At 71.4% G+C, this 20,262-nt stretch carries 20 protein-coding genes; 9 read left to right on the top strand and 11 right to left on the bottom strand.

Annotated elements, in window-relative coordinates; all coding sequences use genetic code 11:
* Positions 1-102 precede the first annotated feature (102 nt).
* Entirely contained in the window at positions 103-552 is a 450-nt protein-coding gene (locus tag ACLQ3K_RS00740) for a MarR family winged helix-turn-helix transcriptional regulator (RefSeq protein WP_224648590.1), read from the top strand.
* Position 553: 1 nt separating this feature from the next.
* Here ACLQ3K_RS00740 and ACLQ3K_RS00745 read toward each other — a convergent pair whose 3' ends face one another.
* Both ACLQ3K_RS00745 and ACLQ3K_RS00750 read right to left on the bottom strand, forming a co-directional pair.
* On the bottom strand, positions 554-2,083 hold the full coding sequence (locus tag ACLQ3K_RS00745) for an AMP-binding protein (RefSeq protein WP_425996263.1): 1,530 nt from the start codon (positions 2,081-2,083) through the stop codon (positions 554-556).
* A 35-nt stretch (positions 2,084-2,118) separates the two neighbouring features.
* Positions 2,119-3,084, bottom strand: coding sequence for an aldo/keto reductase (locus ACLQ3K_RS00750; protein WP_224648594.1), 966 nt, complete (start codon positions 3,082-3,084; stop codon positions 2,119-2,121).
* 69 nt (positions 3,085-3,153) lie between these two features.
* On the opposite strand from ACLQ3K_RS00750, the gene ACLQ3K_RS00755 reads away from it, so the two are divergent.
* The 7 genes from ACLQ3K_RS00755 (at position 3,154) to ACLQ3K_RS00785 (ending at position 10,905) form a co-directional block, all read left to right on the top strand.
* Positions 3,154-4,038, top strand: a complete 885-nt coding sequence (locus ACLQ3K_RS00755; RefSeq protein WP_425996266.1) for a bifunctional helix-turn-helix transcriptional regulator/GNAT family N-acetyltransferase — start codon at positions 3,154-3,156, stop codon at positions 4,036-4,038.
* Positions 4,039-4,271: 233 nt separating this feature from the next.
* A complete protein-coding gene (locus ACLQ3K_RS00760; protein WP_224648598.1) occupies positions 4,272-4,997 on the top strand; it encodes a GntR family transcriptional regulator in 726 nt (241 codons plus the stop codon).
* 26 nt (positions 4,998-5,023) lie between these two features.
* Positions 5,024-5,251, top strand: coding sequence for a 4Fe-4S dicluster domain-containing protein (locus ACLQ3K_RS00765; RefSeq protein WP_068520690.1), 228 nt, complete (start codon positions 5,024-5,026; stop codon positions 5,249-5,251).
* Between the two features lie 26 nt (positions 5,252-5,277).
* Positions 5,278-6,618: an ABC transporter substrate-binding protein gene (locus ACLQ3K_RS00770; RefSeq protein ID WP_425996269.1), complete on the top strand. Its 1,341-nt coding sequence runs from the start codon at positions 5,278-5,280 to the stop codon at positions 6,616-6,618.
* A complete protein-coding gene (locus tag ACLQ3K_RS00775) occupies positions 6,615-7,454 on the top strand; it encodes an ABC transporter permease (protein ID WP_224648602.1) in 840 nt (279 codons plus the stop codon). Before ACLQ3K_RS00770 ends, ACLQ3K_RS00775 begins: the two co-directional genes overlap by 4 nt.
* The gene (locus ACLQ3K_RS00780) at positions 7,451-8,203 is read left to right on the top strand and encodes an ABC transporter ATP-binding protein (protein ID WP_224648604.1); all 753 of its coding nucleotides are present in this window, start codon (positions 7,451-7,453) and stop codon (positions 8,201-8,203) included. Before ACLQ3K_RS00775 ends, ACLQ3K_RS00780 begins: the two co-directional genes overlap by 4 nt.
* A gap of 17 nt (positions 8,204-8,220) precedes the next feature.
* Positions 8,221-10,905: a fumarate reductase/succinate dehydrogenase flavoprotein subunit gene (locus ACLQ3K_RS00785; protein WP_425996272.1), complete on the top strand. Its 2,685-nt coding sequence runs from the start codon at positions 8,221-8,223 to the stop codon at positions 10,903-10,905.
* Positions 10,906-10,912: 7 nt separating this feature from the next.
* On the opposite strand, the gene ACLQ3K_RS00790 is transcribed toward ACLQ3K_RS00785, so the two are convergent.
* Genes ACLQ3K_RS00790 through ACLQ3K_RS00830 form a run of 9 tightly spaced genes read right to left on the bottom strand, consistent with a single transcriptional unit; the run spans position 10,913 to position 18,819 of the window.
* Complete coding sequence (locus ACLQ3K_RS00790) at positions 10,913-11,503, bottom strand: hypothetical protein (RefSeq protein WP_425996274.1); 591 nt, start codon at positions 11,501-11,503, stop codon at positions 10,913-10,915.
* A 12-nt stretch (positions 11,504-11,515) separates the two neighbouring features.
* Positions 11,516-11,902: a metal-sulfur cluster assembly factor gene (locus tag ACLQ3K_RS00795; protein WP_224648620.1), complete on the bottom strand. Its 387-nt coding sequence runs from the start codon at positions 11,900-11,902 to the stop codon at positions 11,516-11,518.
* Positions 11,899-12,357 (bottom strand): Fe-S cluster assembly sulfur transfer protein SufU, encoded by a 459-nt coding sequence (sufU, locus tag ACLQ3K_RS00800; RefSeq protein ID WP_259144566.1) that lies wholly within the window; start codon positions 12,355-12,357, stop codon positions 11,899-11,901. Before sufU ends, ACLQ3K_RS00795 begins: the two co-directional genes overlap by 4 nt.
* On the bottom strand, positions 12,357-13,628 hold the full coding sequence (locus tag ACLQ3K_RS00805; RefSeq protein ID WP_425996277.1) for a cysteine desulfurase: 1,272 nt from the start codon (positions 13,626-13,628) through the stop codon (positions 12,357-12,359). Before ACLQ3K_RS00805 ends, sufU begins: the two co-directional genes overlap by 1 nt.
* Complete coding sequence (gene sufC, locus ACLQ3K_RS00810; protein ID WP_224648627.1) at positions 13,625-14,395, bottom strand: Fe-S cluster assembly ATPase SufC; 771 nt, start codon at positions 14,393-14,395, stop codon at positions 13,625-13,627. The genes ACLQ3K_RS00805 and sufC overlap by 4 nt, the downstream gene beginning before the upstream one ends.
* Before the next feature lie 18 nt (positions 14,396-14,413).
* On the bottom strand, positions 14,414-15,589 hold the full coding sequence (gene sufD / locus ACLQ3K_RS00815; RefSeq protein ID WP_224648629.1) for a Fe-S cluster assembly protein SufD: 1,176 nt from the start codon (positions 15,587-15,589) through the stop codon (positions 14,414-14,416).
* Positions 15,589-17,019: a Fe-S cluster assembly protein SufB gene (sufB, locus tag ACLQ3K_RS00820; protein WP_224648631.1), complete on the bottom strand. Its 1,431-nt coding sequence runs from the start codon at positions 17,017-17,019 to the stop codon at positions 15,589-15,591. The genes sufD and sufB overlap by 1 nt, the downstream gene beginning before the upstream one ends.
* Complete coding sequence (locus tag ACLQ3K_RS00825) at positions 17,016-17,756, bottom strand: helix-turn-helix transcriptional regulator (protein ID WP_255603815.1); 741 nt, start codon at positions 17,754-17,756, stop codon at positions 17,016-17,018. Before ACLQ3K_RS00825 ends, sufB begins: the two co-directional genes overlap by 4 nt.
* Before the next feature lie 13 nt (positions 17,757-17,769).
* Positions 17,770-18,819, bottom strand: a complete 1,050-nt coding sequence (locus ACLQ3K_RS00830; protein WP_425996280.1) for an AsnC family transcriptional regulator — start codon at positions 18,817-18,819, stop codon at positions 17,770-17,772.
* A 97-nt stretch (positions 18,820-18,916) separates the two neighbouring features.
* On the opposite strand from ACLQ3K_RS00830, the gene ACLQ3K_RS00835 reads away from it, so the two are divergent.
* Positions 18,917-20,260 carry a DUF3100 domain-containing protein gene (locus ACLQ3K_RS00835; RefSeq protein WP_425996282.1) on the top strand — a complete coding sequence of 448 codons (1,344 nt, stop codon included), beginning with the start codon at positions 18,917-18,919 and terminating at the stop codon, positions 20,258-20,260.
* The last annotated feature ends 2 nt before the right edge of the window (positions 20,261-20,262 follow it).

The following is a 20,262-nucleotide window of genomic DNA, read 5'->3' on the forward strand; positions in this document are numbered from 1 at the left end:
CTACATATTGGGGTCCATCCTCGCACCTCGCGCCGCCCGACGGAGCGCGAACCCCCGGGAAGGCCTTGACCTCAACCATCGTCGAGGAAATAGCCTCGGGGCATGGAGAGCTACACGGACGCCCGCATCCTCACGCAGCCGATCGGGTACTGGGCCGGCACGGCGAGCCGCGCGGTAGTGACCCGTATCCGCGCGACGCTGGAGGGCCACGGGCTGACGCAGCCGCAGTGGTGGGCCCTCAACTACATCGCGGTCCGCCCCGACGGGGTGCCGCTCGACGAGGTGGTCGAGTTCCACCGCGGCTTCGTCGACACCGGCGACGCACTGCGCCCCGACGTGGCGTGCCTGGTCGCGACGGGGCTGCTCGACGAGGCGGACGGCGCGCTCACCGTCAGCCCGGCCGGCGAGCGGCGGCGCGCGGAGACCTGGCCCGACGTCCACGCCACCCTCGCCGCGATCCGTGAGGGCGTCACCGACGAGGAGTTCATCACCACGATCCGCACCCTACAGCGGATGATCGACAACGTCGGCGCGACCGCCTGGCACGCCTGAGTCAGTTCACCTTGCGCTCCAACGCGTCCCAGAACGGGGCGCGGAGCACGAACTTCTGGATCTTGCCGGTGGCGGTCCGCGGGAGGGACTCGACGAAGTCGATCCGCTTGGGACACTTGTAGCCGGCGAGGTGCTCGCGGGTGTGCGCGATGAGTTCCTCCGCGGTCACCCCGTCGGCCACGACGATCGCCGTGACCAACTCGCCCCACTTCTCGTCGGGGATGCCGATCACCGCGACCTCGCGCACCGCGGGGTGCAGGGCCAGCGCGTCCTCGACCTCGATCGACGTGACGTTCTCGCCACCGGAGATGATCACGTCCTTCTTCCGGTCGGCGATGGTGAGGTAGCCGCCCTCGAAGGTCCCCCGGTCCCCGGTGTGGAACCAGTCGCCCTCGAGCGCCGCGGCGGTCTCGACGGGCTTGTTCCAGTACGCCGTGAGCGCGTGGTTGGTCCGGGTGAGGATCTCGCCGTCCTCGTCGATCCGCAACTCCACGCCGAGGGCGGGTGCGCCGGCGCGCCCGAGCCGGCGGGCGACCTCCATCGGGTCGTCGCCCGCCCACTCGGCGCGCTCGCGGTTCACCGTGATCAGCGGCGACGTCTCCGTGAGGCCGTAGATCTGGATGAACTCCCAGCCCAGCTCGAAGCGCACCCGGTGGATCACGCGCGTGGGCGGCGGCGCGCCCGCGCAGATGACGCGGACGGTGCCCGCGCCCGGGATCGGGCCGTCCCACTCGGCGGCGGCGTCCAGCGCCGCGGTCACCACGGCGGGCGCGGCGCACATGATCGTGACGCCCTGGTCGCGGACGCGGCGGAGGATCTCGGCACCGTCGACCTTGCGGAGGACGACGTGCTTGATCCCGACCCCCGTGGCGGCGAACGGCATGCCCCAGCCGTTGGCGTGGAACATCGGCAGGGTGTGCAGCAGCACGTCGTTGTCCGTGAGGGCGACGTGCAGCCCGAAGACCGTGGCGTTGAGCCACAGGTTGCGGTGCGTGAGCTGCACGCCCTTGGGCCGGGCGGTGGTACCGGAGGTGTAATTGATGGTGGCGGTGGCGGTCTCGTCGCCGGCCCACGGCTTCGGCTCCGACGGTGCACCCGCCGGGCCGAAGATCCGCTCGTCGTCGCGGCCGAGGACGAAGACGTGCTTCGCCGTGACGGTCTCGGCGAGGTGCTCGACCTCGGGATCGAGCAACAGCACGTCGGCGCCCGAGTCCTCCACGATGTACTCGACCTCCGCGGGCGCGAGCCGGAAGTTCACCGGGACGAGGATCCGGCCCCACCCGGAGACGCCGAAGAACGAGGTCAGCAGCCGCGCGGCGTTCTGGGAGACGATCGCGACGCGGCCGCCCACGGGGATGCCCAGCTCATCGAGGCGCGCGGCCTGCCCGCGGGCCAGGGCCGCCATCTCGGCGTAGGTCTTCTCGCCCCACGACGGTGCCGGCTGGTCCGGCTCGTCGACCATGCCGATGCGGTCGGGATAGACGATCTCGGCCCGGTTCAGGAAGTCGCGTACACCCAGATTGACGAACATGCCGTCAGGCTACGTGCGGGCCCGACGACGAGGGGTCAGAACGCGAAGGTGGTGTAGCCGGTGGGGCGGGCGGCGACGATCTCGTCGATCGCGGCGAGATCCTCGATCGTCGGTTCCCACTCGGAGGCCGCGACGTTCGCGGCGATCTGCTCGGCGCGGCTGACTCCGGAGATCACGGATCCGACGGCGGGCTGCGCCGCGAGGCCGCCGATCGCGACGTCGAGCAGCGAGACGCCGCGGTCGTCCGCGAACGCCTGGAGGCCCTCGATGATGTCGAAGTCGGCGCCCTCGAGCCGGTGCGTCTCCTGGGCGAGACGCGTTCCCGCGGGGGCGGCCTGGTCGCGCTTGTACTTGCCGGTGAGCAGGCCGTAGGCCAGGGGGAAGTAGGGCAGCAGGCTCATGCCCAGGCTGTCGAGCGCGGGCACGAGCTCCGTCTCGGCGCTGCGGTTGTAGAGCGAGTACTCGTTCTGGGCGGTGATGAAGTGGGGCGTCCCCAGGGTCTCGGCCAGCCAGTCGGCGCCCACGACCTCCCAGGCCGTGAAGTTCGAGCAGCCGATGTAGCGGACCTTGCCGGACGCCACCAGGCCGGAGAGCGTCTCGAGGGTCTCCTCGAGCGGCGTGACCCGGTCGGGCGTGTGCAGCTGGTAGAGGTCGATGTAGTCGGTGCCGAGGCGCCGCAGGCTGCCCTCGACCGCCTTGTGGATGTAGTTGCGGCTCGCGCGGACGCCGTGGTCCTCGCCGTAGAGGCCCTGGGTGTCCATGCCGAACTTGGTCGCGACGACCACCTGGTCGCGGCGCGATCCGAGGGCCCGCCCGAGCAGTTCCTCGCTGGCGCCGGAGCCGTAGCTGTCGGCGGTGTCGAACAGCGTGATGCCGGCGTCGATGGCCGCGCTCACCACCTCGTCGGTGGCGCGCTGGTCGATGCGGCGGCCGAAGGCGTTGCAGCCCACGCCGAGCGTCGAGACGATGAGGCCGCTGGTTCCGAGGGGTCGATAGCGCACGCCGACCACGGTACGCAGTTCCGGCCGGGCCGTTGCCGCCCCGTCATATCTCTGACTAGAGTCAGAGATATGACGGAGGACGTGGCGCAGGTACGACGGTTCAACCGGGCGGTCACGCAGCGGCTCGGCGTGCTGCAGGACCAGTACCTCGCGCGGGACCGCCCGCTGGGGCAGGCACGGCTCCTCTGGGAGATCGGCCGTGCCGACGGCGGCGTCGACATCCGGGACCTGCGCACCCGCCTCGACCTCGACTCCGGCTACCTCAGCCGTCTCCTGCGCGCGCTCGAGTCGGACGGGCTGGTCACCGTCGGGCAGGACGACGGTGACGGCCGCGTCCGGACCGCGCGGGTCACCCCCGCGGGCGCGGCGGAGTACGCCGAGCTCGAGTCCCGATCCGAGGACGCCGCGCACGCGCTGCTCGATCCGCTCTCGGCCGGCCAGCGGGGGCGGCTCGTCGCGGCGATGGCCGAGGTGGAGCGGCTGCTGGTCGCCTCGCTGGTGCGGGTCGACGAGGCGGACGCGATGTCGGCGGCGGCGCGCTTCGCGGCCCGGGCGTACTACGCCGAGCTCGGCGAGCGGCTGCAGGACGGCTTCGATCCGGGCGTCGGCGGCGCGGTCCGGGACGCGGCGATCACGCCGCCCGCGGGTCTGCTGCTGGTGGCGACGCTGCGCGAGGAGACCGTCGGCTGCGGGGCCCTCGCCTTCCAGGACGGCGGCTTCGCCGAGGTCAAGCGCGTGTGGGCGGCACCGTCGGTGCGCGGCCTCGGACTCGGCCGGCGGATCATGGCCGACCTGGAGGACCGGGCCCGCGAGGCCGGCGTGCGGACCGTGCGGCTGGACACCAACGGCAACCTCACCGAGGCGATCGCGCTGTACCGCAAGCTCGGATACCGCGAGGTCGAGCGGTACAACGACAACCCGTACGCGCACCACTGGTTCGCCAAGGACCTGTGAACCGCGCTCGCAGACCCGCGACGGGCCGGGCACGAAACCAGTCGATCAGCAAGATTCAAATCCGCGAGGCTCCCGCGCGGGTCGCGCATTAGCCACCCGCGAGGACGAAACAGCAGGTGAGGAGGCCCGCGCGCGCGACCCGACCGGCGGAATGCGACGCCCGCCCCGGTCCTTCGCCGGGGCACACACCTGAGGACGGCCGACACGGCCCGACCTGTTCCTATCGTTGCCGCATGCCAGCGACCGAACGACCGATCCGCGCCGATTCCGCGCGCATCGTCGCCGACGTCCTGCGCCAGGCGATCCACGACGGCACCTACCGCGGGACCCTGCCCGGCGAGGACGACCTCGGCGACCAGTTCTCCGTCTCCCGGGGCACCGTGCGCGAGGCCCTGGCGATCCTGCGCTCCGAGGGCTGGATCCGGCGGGGCCCCCGAGTGGGCACCGAGGTGATCGCCCGCACCGTCGACCACGGGCTCGACAGCCTGCGCGGGCTCCGCGAGACCCTCTCGCTGCACGGCGAGATCCGCAACCGGGTGCGCGCGGCGACGCGGCTGGTCCCGCCACCGATCGTGGCGGAGAAGCTGGGGATCCCCGCGGGCGACGAGGCGGTGTACCTCGAGCGGCTGCGGTTCCTCAACGACGAGCCCGTGAGCCTCGACCTGACGTACCTCGTCGCCGACATCGGCGACCTGCTGCTGGAACAGGACCTGGAGAACGAGGACGTCTTCCCCCTGATCGAAGCGGTCACGGGCCGTCGCCTGGGCACCAGCGACTACTGCCTGACCGCCGCGGCGGCCGATCCGCACACCGCCGCGAACCTCGAGATCGCCACCGGCTCGCCGCTCCTGCTCTACGAGCGCCTCACCCACCTCGAGGGCGGACGCCCCGTCGACCTCGAGTACATCCGCATCCGATCCGACCGGATCACCCTGCGCGGCACCCTGCACCGCGACTGACCGCACCGACACGGAGGAACACCCCCATGGCACAGGTCGAACAGCGCGTCGACGTCCCCGTCACCATCGACGCCTCCCTCTGCATCGAGGGCTGCAACATCTGCATCGAGGCCTGCCCCCTCGACTCGCTGGCCCTCGACCCGAGCACCAACCGCGCCCACATGTACGTCGACGAGTGCTGGTACTGCGGGCCCTGCGCCGCGCGCTGCCCGACCGGCGCCGTCACCGTCAACATGCCCTACCTCCTGCGATAGCCCGTCCCAGCCCGGAGAACCCAGCCATGACATCCACCCTGCGCGCGATCGCCGTCGTCGCCGCCACCGCCGCCCTCGCGTCCTGCTCCCTCGAGCCCGCGGCCGACGAGTCCACCCAGACCCTCGTGGTGGGCTACCAGTCCAAGACCATCAACACCGTGACCGCGGGAACCCTGCTGCGCGCCAAGGGCTTCCTCGAGAAGCGCCTCGCCGGGATCGGCAAGTTCCGCGTCGACTGGCAGGACTTCGACACCGGCGCCCCGATCACGAGCGGCATGCTCGCCGGCAAGATCCAGATCGGCTCCATGGGCGACTACCCGCTGCTGATCAACGGATCCCGCGCGCAGTCGAGCCCCGACACCGAGACCGCGATGCTCTCGGTGACCGGGTCGAGCGCGCGGGGCGCCCTCAACTCGGTGGTGGTCTCCCCCGGCTCGCCGCTGCGCTCGCTCGCGGACCTGCGGGGCAAGCAGGTCTCCGCGTCGGTCGGCTCCGCCGGGCACGGCACCCTCGTCGCCGCGCTGAGCCGCGCGGGCATCGCCGCCGGCGACGTCACCGTCGTGAACCAGCAGCCGCAGGTCGGGGCGAGCGCGCTCGAATCCGGCCAGGTCCAGGCGCTGGCGCAGTTCGTCGCCTGGCCCGGACTCCTCGTTCGCCAGGGCAAGGCCCGCCTCCTCTACGACGGCGGCGAGCTGAACACGCCCACGCTGCACGGGGTCGTCGCCAACAAGAAGTACGCGGCGTCGCACCCGGACGTGGTGCGCGCCTTCCTCGAGGCGCAGCTCGACGCCACCGACTTCCAGCGGGAGCACCCCCTGCAGGCCGCGCAGGACGTCGCGCAGGCCAGCGGCCTCCCGGCCGAGGTCGTCTACCAGTACAACGGCCCGGGCGGCACCGACCCCAACCCGACGCTCGCCGCCCCACTCCTCGGAGCGCTCAAGGGCGACATCGGGTACCTGCAGTCGATCGGCCAATTCGGCACACCGCTCGACGTCGACCGGTTCGTCGACCCGAAGCCCCTCGCCGACGCGCAGGCGGCGCGCGGCGGATTCCAGTACGACGCAGGCACTCCCGCGCCGAAGCCCACCGCGGAGATCTGGTTCGACGGCGCCGACGCCACCGAGACCGTCCCCGACGCGACCGCACTGATCCGCACGCTCGCCACGACCGACCGGAAGGTCCGCGCCGCCTACGTCTCCGACGCGCTCACCGGAACCCGCTGGTACGCCGACCAATCACTGTGGCTGCGCGACGGCGCGACGCTCGTGCCCTTCGCCGGCCCCGACGCCCGTGACCGCTACCGCGCGGAGCACCCCGGCGCAGTCCCCGTCGAGTACCGCGCCCTCCTCGAGGAGGCCCGACGGTGACCGCCCTCGACTCGCTCCCCGCCGCGGCGCTCCGGCGACCGGCCGCCGCTCCCGCCCGCCGCGCCGTGCTCCCGGCCTGGCCGGTGCGGGTGGCCGTCGTCGCCGCGGCGATCGGCGTCTGGCAACTGCTCACCACGCAGCACGTCGCGCTCGGCTGGATCCGGTTCGACACGCTCCCGTCGGCGAGCGCCGTCGCCGAGCGGTTCGCGCAGTCGGTCCGCACCGGCGAGTACTGGCTGGACCTCGCGCAGTCCCTGATCCGGATCGGCACCGGCTTCGCGGTCGCCGCGGCGCTCGGGATCGCCGCGGGCGTCGCGCTCGGCCGCTCCCGCGCCGCCGAGCTGACCTTCGGCACCCTCATCGAGCTCGTCCGGCCCATCCCCGCGATCGCGCTGGTCCCGGTGATGATCCTGCTGCTCCCGTCGTCCGAGGCGGGCATGGTCGCGATCACCGCGACGGCCGCGTTCTTCCCCATCGCGGTGAGCGTGCGGCACGCCGTCCGCGCCCTCCCGACCGTGTGGGAGGACTCCGTGCGCACCCAGGGCGGCGGCGACCTCGCCGTGCTGTGGCGCGTCGTGCTCCCCGGATCGCTGCCCGGCGTCTTCTCCGGGCTGTCGGTGGGCGTCGGCGTCGCGTGGATCTGCCTCGTCTCCGCCGAGATGATCTCCGGGCGCCTCGGAGTCGGCTACCGCACGTGGCAGTCGTACACGCTCGTCGACTACCCCGCGGTCTTCGTCGGCATGCTGACGATCGGCGTGCTCGGCTTCCTCACCTCCGCCGTCATCGAGCTGGCCGGCCGCCGGGTCACCCGCTGGCTGCCGCGGGGCGACCGATGAGCGCCCCGGCGGTCAGCCCGCCCGCGCAGCGCGACGGGCTGCGACTCAAACTCGACACCGTCGACCTCGGCTACCGCGGCGCGACCGCCGTGCGCGCGCTCGACCTCACCGTCGAGCCCGGCGAACGCCTGGTTCTGACGGGCCCGTCGGGCTGCGGCAAGTCGACCGTGCTGCGCGCGCTCGCCGGGCTGCTCCGCACCGACGCCGGTGTCGTCCTCGCCGACGGTGCCCCCGTGACCGGCCCGGATCGCGACCGCGCCATGGTCTTCCAGGAGGACGCCCTCCTGCCCTGGCGCACCGTCGAGAACAACGTGCGGCTCGCGCTCGCGCTGCGGGGCGTGGCCCGGCACCGTCGCGCCGACGAGGCCCGGCGGTGGCTCGCCGAGGTCGGGCTGACCGCCTACGCGAAGCACCTGCCCCGCGAGCTGTCCGGCGGCATGCGGCAGCGGGTCCAGCTCGCCCGCGGCCTCGCGGGTGCGCCCCGCGCCGTACTCATGGACGAGCCCTTCGGCGCGCTCGACGCGCAGACCCGCGGCGACATGCAGCGGCTGCTGCTGCGCACGCTCGACGCCCACCCCGCCACCGTAGTCTTCGTCACCCACGACGTGGACGAGGCGATCCTGCTCGGCGACCGCATCGTCGTCCTCGGCCGCCGCGGCGAACCCGTCCGCGCGTCCTTCGACGTGCGCCGCGCACCGTCGGCCTCCGCCCTGCGCGCGGGCGTCGTCGACGCCCTCACCGACCGCTGACCAGCATCAGGAGTTCCATGGACATCCCCGAGATCGCCGACCGCACCCGCCTGGACTGCGACGTGCTCGTGATCGGCGGCGGGACCGCCGGCACGATGGCGGCGCTCACCGCGGCCGAGGCCGGCGCCGACGTGCTGCTGCTCGACAAGTCGCACGTGCGGCACTCCGGCGCGCTGGCGATGGGCATGGACGGCGTGAACAACGCCGTCATCCCCGGCAAGGCCGCGCCCGAGGACTACGTCGCCGAGATCACCCGCGCCAACGACGGCATCGTCAACCAGAGCACCGTCTACCAGACGGCGACCCGTGGTTTCGCGATGATCCAGCGCCTCGAGCGGTACGGCGTGAAGTTCGAGAAGGACGAGTACGGCGAGTACGCCGTGCGTCGCGTGCACCGGTCCGGCTCGTACGTGCTGCCGATGCCCGAGGGCAAGGACGTGAAGAAGGCGCTGTACCGGGTGCTCCGCCAGAAGAAGATGCGCGAGCGCATCCGGATCGAGAACCGCGTCATGCCGGTGCGGGTGCTGACCACCGGCAGCGGGTCCGATCGGCGGGCCGTGGGCGCGGTCGCCTTCAACACGCGGACGGGCGAATTCGTCGAGATCCGTGCCGGCGCCGTGGTGCTGGCGACGGGGCCGTGCGGCCGGCTGGGCCTGCCCGCGTCGGGATATCTCTACGGCACCTACGAGAACCCGGCGAACGCCGGCGACGGTTACGCGATGGCCTATCACGCGGGCGCCGAGCTCAGCGGCATCGAGTGCTTCCAGATCAACCCGCTGATCAAGGACTACAACGGGCCCGCGTGCGCCTACGTGGCGAACCCGTTCGGCGGCTACCAGGTGAACGCCCAGGGCGAGCGCTTCGTGGATTCGGATTACTGGTCCGGCCAGATGATCGCCGAGGTGAAGTCCGAGATCGATTCCGCTCGTGGGCCGATCTACCTCAAGGTCTCGCATCTGCCGGAGGAGACGCTCGGCGAGCTGGAGTCGATCCTGCACACCACCGAGCGCCCGACGCGCGGCACCTTCCACGCGAACCGCGGCCACGACTACCGCACGCACGACATCGAGATGCACGTCTCCGAGATCGGGCTGTGCGGCGGGCATTCCGCATCCGGCGTGTGGGTCGACGAGAACGCCCGCACCACCGTGCCCGGCCTGTACGCGGCGGGCGACCTGGCGTGCGTGCCGCACAATTACATGATCGGGGCCTTCGTCTTCGGCGAGCTGGCGGGTGCGGACGCGGTGCGGCATGCGCGGTCGCTGTTGCCGGCGGCCGCGGACGGGCTGGACGAACAGATCGCGGGGGCGCACGCGCTGATCTACGGCCCGGCGCGCAGGCCCGACGGTCCGCCGCAGCCCCAGGTCGAGTACAAGCTGCGCCGCTTCGTGAACGACTACATCGCGCCGCCGAAGACCGCGCCGAAGCTGACCATCGCGATCGAGACCTTCGAGCGGATGCGCGGCGAGGTGGACGGCCTCGGGGCGCGGACGCCACACGAGCTGATGCGCTGCGTGGAGGTCTCGTTCATCCGCGACTGCGCGGAGATGGCGGCGAAGGCGTCGCTGGCGCGCACCGAATCCCGGTGGGGGCTCTACCACGACCGCCCGGATCTGCCGGAGCGCGACGACGAGCGGTGGGGTCGGCACCTGAACCTGCGGTTGGGCGCCGACGGCGAGATGGAGTTCCTGACGCGCCCGGTGTCGCCGTACGTCGTGGCGGTCGACGAGTTCGACCACATCCCGGGGTCGTCGGCCTCCGTCGAGGTGCTGGGGCCGCTGGCGGTGGCGCCGATCGGCGCGATCCCCGCCGCGGCCGAACGGCCGGCATCGGTGCCCGGGGTATCGCCACGGCTGCGCGAGCTGCTCGTGTTGGACGGCCCCTCCGTCGCGGAACTCTCTCCGTTCCTGTCCGATCCGGACACGACGGTGCGGCGCAGCGCGGTGTCCTTCCTCGTCGAGGGCGCGCCCGACGGCTTCCTCGCTCCCCTCGTCGCTGCGCTCGGCGACGCGGACGCCGCGGTCCGGCGCGCGGCCGCCGCGGGTCTGATCGAGTTGGTGGAGGTGCTGCCGTCGGCGGACGGGCTCGCCGAGTTCCTCGGCTCGGCGGACGCCGTGGTGCGGGCGGCCGTCGGCAACCTCCTGCGCTCGCTCAAGGCCGGGACGGCGGAGCAGTTCGCCGCCCTGCTCGGCGACGGCGACCATCGCGTGCGCGTGGTGGGCGTGAGCGGGCTGGTCTCCCACGACGATTGGGCCGCGCTGGCACCCGCGACCGACGACGCCAACCGGGAGGTGCGGATCGCCGTGGCCGCGGGCCTGGCGACCGTGGGTCGCGGCGGTGTCGACGCGGTGCGCGCCCTGGCCACCGACCACGACCCGCTGGTCCGGGCAGCGGCTTTCGAGGCCCTGGGCGTGCTCGGCGATGCGACCGACCTCGACCTGCTCGGTGCCGGCCTCGCCGATCGCGCGTGGCAGGTGCGGCAGGGGGCGGCGCGGGGCACCGTCGCGCTGGGGCCCGACGGTGCCGTCGCCGCACTCGAGTCCGCCCTCGGCGACCCGCACCTGGACGTGCGCAAGGCGGCCGTCGTGACGCTCCGAACGTGGCCGGAGGTGCCGGCGGTCGCCGCCGCACTCACCGCCGCGCTGGAGGACTCCGACGCCGACGTCCGCGCGCACGCGCGGCTGGCGCTCGCGGCAGTGTGACGCGCGCTCAGCCCGCAGAGGGGTGCGCGGTCACGGGCAGGCCGATCGCCAGCATGCGGACGATCGACGGCGGGGTGAGCAGGCGCAGCTCCCCCGGCGGTTCGGCCGGGGTGTAGCCCTCGAAGCTCCAGCGCAGCCAGGCGTCGTGCCACCGGAGGTATGCGTGCGTGCCGTCGGTGACCACGGCACCGTCGGGCGGCGTCGCGGTGACGGGCTCGTTCCCGGCCCGGCGTTCCGCGCGCAGCGCCCGGTCCATCGCCTTCGGCGTGTTCTCGACGTCGGGGTTCGCGACGGCCCAGAGCCGCTTGAACTCGCGGTAGTCGGCGTTGCGGCACTCGCCGCACGGGCGGTGGCCGGCGGCGTAGGCGGTGGCCTCGTCGAAGAGGAAGAGCTGGGTGTACTTGCGGGGCTCGGGTTCCCGCGGCGAGCGGTACCGGCCGTTGACGTCGAGCCGGCACGCGATCCACATGGCGTTCGCGTGCTCACGGACAACGGTGCCGGTCTCGTCGTGCAGGATCCCGCGGTTGCCCAGGAAAGCACCGCGGGCCGGATCGGCGACGATCCGGCCCCACGGGTCGATCCTGTTGCGCAGCGGCATCGCCGGCGGTCTCTAGACGGTGAAGCCCAGGGCGCGCAGCTGCTCGCGGCCGTCGTCGGTGATCTTGTCCGGGCCCCACGGGGGCATCCAGACCCAGTTGATCTTGGCGTCGGTGGCGAGGCCGGACGAGACCAGCGCGGCGCGGGTCTGGTCCTCGATGACGTCGGTCAGCGGGCAGGCCGCCGAGGTCAGGGTCATGTCGATGGTGACCGCGGCGTCGTCGTCGACCCGCAGGTCGTAGACGAGGCCCAGGTCGACCACGTTGATGCCCAGCTCGGGGTCGACCACGTCACGCATGGCCTCCTCGACGTCGAACAGGGTAGGCAGGTTCAGCGGGTTGTCGCCGGCCTGCGCCGGGTCGGCCGCGGTGCCGGCGGCCTCAGCAGTGTTCTCGCTCATGCCGTCTTCTCCTCCGAGTCGATGATCTGGGACAGCGCGTCCTTGAACGCCATCCAGCCGAGCAGTGCGCACTTGACGCGCGCGGGGTACTTCGCGACGCCGGCGAACGCGATGCCGTCACCGATGAGGTCCTCGTCGCCCTCGACCTGGCCCCGGGACTGCAGCATCTCCGTGTAGGACTGCAGCATCTTCAGGGCCTCGCCGACGGGCTCGCCGATCACCTGGTCGGTGAGGACCGAGGTGGAGGCCTGCGAGATCGAGCAGCCCTGTCCGTCGTAGGAGACGTCGACCACGGTCTCGTGGTCGTCGGACAGGTGCACCCGCAGGGTCACCTCGTCGCCGCAGGTGGGGTTGACGTGGTGGACCTCGGCCTCGAAGGGCTCGCGCAGCCCGCGGCCGTGCGGGTGCTTGTAGTGGTCCAGGATCACGTCCTGGTACATCTGCTCCATGCGCATCAGATCACCCCGAAGAACTTCTGGGCCTTGACGATCGCGTCCGCGAGCACGTCCACCTCGGCGGGCGTGTTGTAGACGCCGAAGGAGGCGCGGGCCGTGGCGGCCACGCCGAACCGGCGGTGCAGCGGCCACGCGCAGTGGTGGCCGACGCGGATGGCGACGCCCTCGTCGTCGAGCACCTGCCCGAGGTCGTGCGCGTGGATGCCGTCGACCACGAAGGAGACGGCGCTCCCCCGGTCCCGGTTCTCGGTCGGGCCGACGATCCGCAGCCCCTCGATGGCGTCGAGTCGGTCGAGCGCGGCGCCCACGAGCGCGTGCTCGTGCGCGGCGACGTCGGCCATGCTGAGGCCTCCGAGGTACTTCACGGCGGCACCGAGGCCCACGACCTGCGAGGTCATCGGCACGCCCGCCTCGAAGCGCTGCGGCGGCGCGGCGTAGGTCGAGCCCTCCATGGTGACGGTCTCGATCATCGAGCCGCCGGTGATGAAGGGCGGCAGCTGCGCCAGCAGCTCGCGCTTGCCGTAGAGCACGCCGACGCCGGACGGGCCGTACATCTTGTGGCCGGAGAAGGCCGCGAAGTCCACGTCGAGGTCCGCGAAGTCGACGGGGCTGTGCGGCACCGACTGGCACGCGTCGAGCACCACGAGGGCGCCGACCGCGCGGGCCCGCGCCACGAGCTCCGGCACCGGCGCGATCGCGCCGGTCACGTTGGAGGCGTGCGTGAACGCGACGATCTTCACCGAGTCGTCGAGTTCCAGCGAGTCCAGGTCGATGCGGCCCTCGCCGGTGACGCCGTACCACTTGAGCGTGGCGCCGGTGCGGCGGCACAGCTCCTGCCAGGGCACGAGGTTCGCGTGGTGCTCCAGCTCGGAGACGACGACGGTGTCGCCCTCGCGCAGGCGGTGCCCACCGAGGACGGCGGCCGAGCGATCGTCGCCGAGCGTGTACGCCACCAGGTTCAGCGACTCGGTCGCGTTCTTGGTGAACACCAGCTCGTCCGGCGAGACCCGCACGAACTCCGCGATCGCGGCGCGCGCGTCCTCGTAGGCGTCGGTGGCCTCCTCCGCCAGCTGGTGCGCGCCGCGGTGCACGGCGGCGTTGTGCGTGGTGAGGAACTCCCACTCGGCGTCGAGCACCGGGCGCGGCCGCTGCGAGGTGGCACCGGAATCCAGGTAGACCAGCGGCTTCTCGTCGCGGACCGTGCGGGACAGGATCGGGAAGTCGGCGCGGATCGCGTCGATGTCCAGGGCGGACTTCACCGAGGCGGTCATGCTCCGACGGCCTCGGTGAACTTCACGTAGCCGTTCTCCTCCAGCTCGTCGGCCAGCTCGGAGCCGCCCGACTCCACGATCCGGCCGTTCACGAAGACGTGCACGAACTCGGGGTGGATGTACCGCAGGATGCGGGTGTAGTGCGTGATGAGCAGGACGCCGCCGTGCTCGCGCTCGGCGTAGCGGTTCACGCCCTCGGAGACGACGCGCAGGGCGTCGACGTCCAGGCCGGAGTCGGTCTCGTCGAGGATGGCGAACTTCGGCTTGAGCAGGCCCAGCTGCAGGATCTCGTGGCGCTTCTTCTCGCCGCCCGAGAAGCCCTCGTTGACCGAGCGCTCGCCGAACTGCGCGTCGATGGACAGCTCGCCCATCGCCTCCTTGACCTCCTTGACCCAGTGCCGCAGCTTGGGGGCCTCGCCGCGGACCGCGGTGGCGGCCGAGCGGAGGAAGTTCGACATGGAGACGCCGGGCACCTCGACGGGGTACTGCATGGCCAGGAACAGGCCGGCGCGGGCACGCTCGTCGACGGTCATCGCGAGGACGTCCTCGCCGTCGAGGGTGATGGAGCCCTTGGTCACCTCGTACTTCGGGTGGCCGGCGATGGCGTAGCTCAGCGTGGACTTGCCGGAGCCGTTGGGGCCCATGATCGCGTGGGTCTCGCCCGAGTTGATCGTCAGGTCGACGCCCTTGAGGATCTGGATCGGCTCGGCGTTCTCGTCGGCCTGCACGACGTTGACGTGCAGGTCACGGATTTCCAGAGTGGACAAAATGATTCCCTATCAGTCTTAGACGCCGGCGGTGGCGAGTTCGTTCTCGATGGCTGCGGAGAGCCGCTCACGCAGCTCGGGGACGGAGATCCGGTCGATCAGCTCCTGGAAGAAGCCGCGCACGACCAGGCGGCGGGCCTCGTCCTCGGGGATGCCGCGCGAGCGCAGGTAGAACAGCTGCTCGTCGTCGAACCGGCCGGTGGCGCTGGCGTGGCCCGCGCCCTCGATCTCGCCGGTCTCGATCTCCAGGTTCGGCACCGAGTCAGCGCGGGCACCGTCGGTGAGGACCAGGTTGCGGTTGAGCTCGAAGGTGTCGGTGCCCTCGGCCTCGGCGCGGATCAGCACGTCGCCGACCCACACGGTGTGCGCGTCAGGCCGCTTCGAGGACGGATCGCCCTGCAGCGCGCCCTTGTAGACCACGTTCGACTTGCAGTTCGGCACCGAGTGGTCGACCAGCAGGCGCTGCTCGAGGTGCTGCCCGTCGTCGGCGAAGTAGAGGCCGAACAGCTCGGCGTTGCCGCCGGGGGCGTCGAACTGCACTCGCGGGGTCATGCGGACGAGCTCGCCGCCGAGCTGCACCGCGAAGTGCCGGACGTGGGCGTCGCGGCCCACGCGCACGTGGTGCTGGGTGACCCACACGGCGTCGTCGGCGAAGTCCTGCGCGTCGATGATCTGCAGCGCCGCACCGTCGCCGAGGATGATCTCGATGTTCTCGGCGACCGTGCCCGAACCGGTGTGATCGAGCACGACCACGGCGCGGGCGTGCCGCTCGAGCCGCACCTGGACGTGGGTGAAGGCCGTCTTGCCCTCGCCCGGTCCGGCGATCCGCACGAAGACGGGCTCCGCGACCTCGGCCTCCTTGGCGACGGTCAGCACGAAGGCCTCCGTCATGGAGGTGAAGGCCTGCGCCGCGACGCGGTCGAAGGGCGTGCCGCCCTGGCCGAGGCGCTCGTCGCCCTTGGCGACGGTCTCGAAGGTCACGCCCTCGGGCGTGGCGTCGACGGTGGCGGTCACGGCCCCGTCGGCCTGGGCGGAACCGTCGTGCAGCCCCTTGAGGCGGCGCAGCGGCGTGAACCGCCAGGCCTCGTCGCGGTGGCTGGGGATCTCGAAGGCGGCCGCGTCGAAGGACGTGAACAGCTCGCCCTTGTTGGCGACGGGGTGGGCCTCGACGGCCTCGTTGAGAGTGTTGCTCACTAGCCCACGGACCCTTCCATCTGCAGTTCGATCAGGCGGTTCAGCTCGAGCGCGTACTCCATCGGCAGCTCCTTGGCGATGGGCTCGACGAAGCCGCGCACCACCATGGCCATGGCCTCGTCCTCGGTGAGGCCGCGGCTCATCAGGTAGAAGAGCTGGTCGTCGGAGACCTTCGAGACGGTGGCCTCGTGGCCCATCGTCACGTCGTCCTCGCGGATGTCGACGTACGGGTAGGTGTCCGAGCGGGAGATCGTGTCGACCAGCAGCGCGTCGCACTTCACGGTGGACTTGCTGCCGTGCGCGCCCTTGTTGATCTGGATCAGGCCGCGGTAGCTCGCCCGGCCGCCGCCGCGGGCGACCGACTTGCTGACGATGTTGCTCGACGTGTTCGGCGCGAAGTGCACCATCTTGGAGCCGGTGTCCTGGTGCTGGCCCTCGCCGGCGAAGGCGACGGAGAGCACCTCACCCTTGGCGTGCTCGCCCATCATCCACACGGCCGGGTACTTCATGGTGACCTTGGAGCCGATGTTGCCGTCGATCCACTCCATGGTGGCGCCGGCCTCGGCCTTGGCCCGCTTGGTGACCAGGTTGTAGACGTTGTTCGACCAGTTCTGGATGGTCGTGTAGCGGCAGCGGCCGCCCTTCTTGACGATGATCTCGACGACCGCGGAATGCAGCGAGTCCGACTTGTAGATCGGCGCGGTGCAGCCCTCGACGTAGTGCACGTAGGCGTCCTCGTCGACGATGATCAGGGTGCGCTCGAACTGGCCCATGTTCTCGGTGTTGATCCGGAAGTAGGCCTGCAGCGGGATGTCCACGTGGACGCCCTTGGGCACGTAGATGAACGAGCCGCCCGACCACACGGCCGTGTTCAGCGCGGAGAACTTGTTGTCGCCCGCGGGGATCACCGAGCCGAAGTACTCCTCGAAGAGCTCCGGGTGCTCGCGCAGACCGGTGTCGGTGTCCATGAAGATGACACCCTTCTCCTCCAGGTCGGCGCGGATCGAGTGGTAGACGACCTCGGACTCGTACTGGGCGGCGACGCCGGCGACGAGGCGCTGCTTCTCCGCCTCGGGGATGCCGAGCTTGTCGTAGGTGTTCTTGATGTCCTCGGGCAGGTCCTCCCAGGACTCGGCCTGCTTCTCCGAGGAGCGCACGAAGTACTTGATGTTGTCGAAGTCGATGCCGTCGAGGTCACTGCCCCAGGAGGGCATCGGCTTCTTCTCGAAGATGCTCAGGGCCTTGAGGCGCTGGTTCAGCATCCACTCCGACTCGTTCTTCTTGCCGGAGATGTCGGCGACCACGGCCTCGGAGAGGCCGCGCTGCGCCGAGGCGCCGGCGGCGTCGGAATCGTGCCAGCCGTAGCCGTAGGTGCCCAGGGAGGCGATGGTCTCCTCCTGGGACAGCGGGCCGTTCTCGACCGTTGTCATCGAAGCTCCTTAGCGGGTTGCTCGCGGACCACGCGCTCAAGGGGCACGTGGGTGGTGCATGCGCGGTCACCATTGGCGATGGTGGCCAAACGCTGTACATGAGTTCCCAACGCCTGCTCGATCGCCGAAATTTCGGCCTCGCACAGTTCGGGGAACTCGGATGCGACCTCCGACACCGGGCAGTGGTGTTGGCAGATCTGGACGCCGTTGCCCACTTCTCGGGCATCGGCGGAGAATCCGGCGTCCGAGAGGGCCGCCGCGATCCTACGGGCACCGTCCACCGGGTCCGCGGACTCGGTGGGGCTGATGGTGCCGATGGCCTGCTCGGCCCGGCGCCGCGCGAAGGTGCGCACCGCCTCCTCGCCGCCGACCTCGCGCAGAGCGCGAAGGGCGTCGACCGCCAGGGCGTCGTAGCCCTGGCCGAGGCGCCGCCGCCCGGAGGGCGTGAGCAGGAACTCCTTCGCGGGACGTCCCCGCCCCCGGCCGCCCAGGCCCGACGGTGGCGCGACCGTCACGTCGCCCGCCTCGAGCAGATTGTCGAGATGGCGGCGCACGGCGGTGGTCGTGATCCCCAGGGCCTCGCCGATATCGGCCGCGGTGGCCTGGCCCCGGTTCATGAGCAGCCCGACCACGGCGTCACGGGTGTCCCCGTCACGCTGGGCCGATGAGGCGTGCGCCTCGTGCTGCTCGTATTTCACAACACGATTGTTTCCTAATTCGCCCAGCACTTCCAGCAAGGTCAGGCTAAGCTCAGCCCCCGCCGACCGACCGCCCGTCGGGCGTCAGCCGCCTCCCGAGGTGCTTCGTGGTGCGCAGCACCAGCGACCGGTCGACGATCGCGACCTCCGCGTCCGACTGCTCGATCACCGCCTCCACCCGCGCCACGTCGTCGAGCCCCGGCAGCCACATCGCCAGCACGATGTTGCACGTTCCGATCGACGTGGCGAGCAGCCGCACGTCCCGCAGTGTCCCGAGACGGCGCAGCACGCGGTCGGTGGACCGCGCCGGGGCCCGCAGGAAGAACCATGCGTAGACCGGCCGCTCCGAATACCGTCGGGCCACCTCGGTACGGACCACCACGCCGTCCGCCGCCAGGACCGTGTTCAGAGCGGCCCGCGCCCGGTCCACGCCGATGCCGGCTCGCTCCGCGAGATCGGCGGCGCGGATCCGCCCGTCGGCGGCGAGCGCCGACAGCACACCGTCGAACTCCGCCCCCGACAGGCCCGCCCGCTGCCGTCCGTGCGACCGCGGTACCGCCTCGAGCGCGGCGAGCTCCTCGTCGGAGAGGGTGCGCAGCCGCCACGACCGGGCGTCGGAGGCGATCGTGGTGCAGACGTGGGTCCGCGAGCTCATCACTCCGCGCACGCCGCCGAGCCGGTCGAGCAGGTACTCGCCGAGGCGGTCGTCGCCCTCGACGGCGACGGTGATCACCAGGTCGCGGCCGCCCGCGGTGACGTCGATCGTGATCGCCTCGGCGTCCCCCGCCAGCTCGGCGGCCACCTCGAGGGTCCGCCCGGGCTCGCACGAGAGCTCGACCAGCGCGAGCACGGTGCGCCGCGAGAACCGATAGGCCGTGACCCACGCGTAGCCGCCGTCGCGCAGGCGCGCCCACCGCCGCGCCGCGGTCACCGGATCGCAACCCAGAACGGCGCCGATCCGCGACCATGGCGCGCGCGGCACCACCTGCAGCGCGTGGATCAACCGCAGGTCGTCGGTGCTCAGACCGTCATGCCCCGCAGACGTGTCCTGGATCACTCCGGCGCTCGGAAACGGACCTTGCGCGGAGGAAACTGCGTTCATCGATCAATTCTCACCGGTTCCTGCACTGGTGCGGGGAAACCATCCGAAAGCCGGATCATTCTTCGCACCCCAGCCCACCGCCCGAAAGACCTCACCCATGGCACAGCCGATCACCACGGCCCGCTCCGACCACCGCACCGGGTTCACCGCGCGCGACCTGTGGCTCCCCGCACTCGCGGCACTCGTCATCACCGCGGTCTTCCAGTTCATCGGACCGTGGACCATCAGCCTCGGATTCGCGAAGATGACCGTCTACCCGATGGTCTGGGGCCTGATCGCGGGCGCGATCGTCTCCGCGCAGCGGCTCGTCCCCTTCACCCCGCGCATGTGGAAGGTGGCCGACCGCCTCATGGCGACCGCCGTCGCCATGCTGGTCACCCTGCTGGGCTTCACCATCGGGCCGAACCTGCCGACGCTGGCCAAGGCCGGACCTGCCCTGCTGCTGCAGGAGGTCGGCCACCTCTTCGGCACCATCGCCCTGGCGCTGCCGATCGCGGTGTTGCTGCGCATGGGCCGCGCGACGGTCGGCGCGACGTTCGCCATCGACCGCGAGGCGAGCTTCGCGATCGTCGGCGGGAAGTACGGCACGGACTCCGAGGAGTACCGGGGCGTGATGTCGATGTACGTCTTCGGCACCATGTTCGGCGCCATCGTCGTCGCGCTCGCGGCGTCCACCGTGACCTCGCTGAACATCTTCGACCCGCAAGCGCTCGCGATGGGCGTCGGCGTCGGTTCCACCTCGATGATGGCGGCCGGCCTGGCCGCGATCACCTCCGCGCACCCGGAGATGGCCGATCAGGTCAAGGCGCTCGCCACCACGTCGAACATGATCACGATGATCCTGGGCACCTACGTCGGAGTGTGGATCGCGCTCCCGCTCGCCGACAAGGTGTACCGCTTCCTGACCCGCAAGCGCCCCGAGCACGCCACGAAGGTGACCGCCGAGGTGGTCGCGGCCCGGGAAGCCGGAGCGCCCATCCAGGCGGAATCCACCGACGTCGCCGTGAACGTCCCGCTCAAGGTCGCGATGCCGATCGTCCTGGTGCTCGGCGTCGTCACCGCCACCATCGCCGCGAAGCGGTTCGACCCGTGGATCCTCCTCGGCTACGCCCTGGTCGCCGTGGTGACCCTCGCGGCGATCGGCCTCGGCCGGGCCGTACGGGACCGGATTCCGATGATCATCTGGGCCAGCGTCATCGGCACCGCCCTCTCGAGCCCGTGGTCCCCCGTGCAGGCGTCCATCGTCAAGGCCGGCGCGTCGATCAACTTCCTCTCGCTCTGCTGCGTCGTGCTGACGTGCGGCGGCCTTGCCATGGCCCAGAACCTGCCCGCCCTGCGCCGCATCGGCTGGCGGATCGTCCCCGTCGGGATCGTCGCCATCATCGCCTCGTTCCTCCTCGCCACCGTCATCGCCGAGTTCGCCCTCGGCCTGTGGCACTGACC

The organism is Tsukamurella sp. DT100, assembly GCF_049844855.1.
GTDB lineage: Bacteria > Actinomycetota > Actinomycetes > Mycobacteriales > Mycobacteriaceae > Tsukamurella.

Excerpts from the sequence above, each read along its gene's own strand:
- ACLQ3K_RS00740 (WP_224648590.1), top strand. The coding sequence starts at position 103 with ATGGAGAGCTACACGGACGCCCGCATCCTCACGCAGCCGATCGGGTAC.
- ACLQ3K_RS00745 (WP_425996263.1), bottom strand. The coding sequence starts at position 2,083 with ATGTTCGTCAATCTGGGTGTACGCGACTTCCTGAACCGGGCCGAGATC.
- ACLQ3K_RS00755 (WP_425996266.1), top strand. The coding sequence starts at position 3,154 with ATGACGGAGGACGTGGCGCAGGTACGACGGTTCAACCGGGCGGTCACG.
- ACLQ3K_RS00760 (WP_224648598.1), top strand. The coding sequence starts at position 4,272 with ATGCCAGCGACCGAACGACCGATCCGCGCCGATTCCGCGCGCATCGTC.
- ACLQ3K_RS00765 (WP_068520690.1), top strand. The coding sequence starts at position 5,024 with ATGGCACAGGTCGAACAGCGCGTCGACGTCCCCGTCACCATCGACGCC.
- ACLQ3K_RS00770 (WP_425996269.1), top strand. The coding sequence starts at position 5,278 with ATGACATCCACCCTGCGCGCGATCGCCGTCGTCGCCGCCACCGCCGCC.
- ACLQ3K_RS00780 (WP_224648604.1), top strand. The coding sequence starts at position 7,451 with ATGAGCGCCCCGGCGGTCAGCCCGCCCGCGCAGCGCGACGGGCTGCGA.
- ACLQ3K_RS00785 (WP_425996272.1), top strand. The coding sequence starts at position 8,221 with ATGGACATCCCCGAGATCGCCGACCGCACCCGCCTGGACTGCGACGTG.
- ACLQ3K_RS00790 (WP_425996274.1), bottom strand. The coding sequence starts at position 11,503 with ATGCCGCTGCGCAACAGGATCGACCCGTGGGGCCGGATCGTCGCCGAT.
- ACLQ3K_RS00795 (WP_224648620.1), bottom strand. The coding sequence starts at position 11,902 with ATGAGCGAGAACACTGCTGAGGCCGCCGGCACCGCGGCCGACCCGGCG.
- sufU (WP_259144566.1), bottom strand. The coding sequence starts at position 12,357 with ATGCGCATGGAGCAGATGTACCAGGACGTGATCCTGGACCACTACAAG.
- ACLQ3K_RS00805 (WP_425996277.1), bottom strand. The coding sequence starts at position 13,628 with ATGACCGCCTCGGTGAAGTCCGCCCTGGACATCGACGCGATCCGCGCC.
- sufB (WP_224648631.1), bottom strand. The coding sequence starts at position 17,019 with ATGACAACGGTCGAGAACGGCCCGCTGTCCCAGGAGGAGACCATCGCC.
- ACLQ3K_RS00830 (WP_425996280.1), bottom strand. The coding sequence starts at position 18,819 with ATGAACGCAGTTTCCTCCGCGCAAGGTCCGTTTCCGAGCGCCGGAGTG.
- ACLQ3K_RS00835 (WP_425996282.1), top strand. The coding sequence starts at position 18,917 with ATGGCACAGCCGATCACCACGGCCCGCTCCGACCACCGCACCGGGTTC.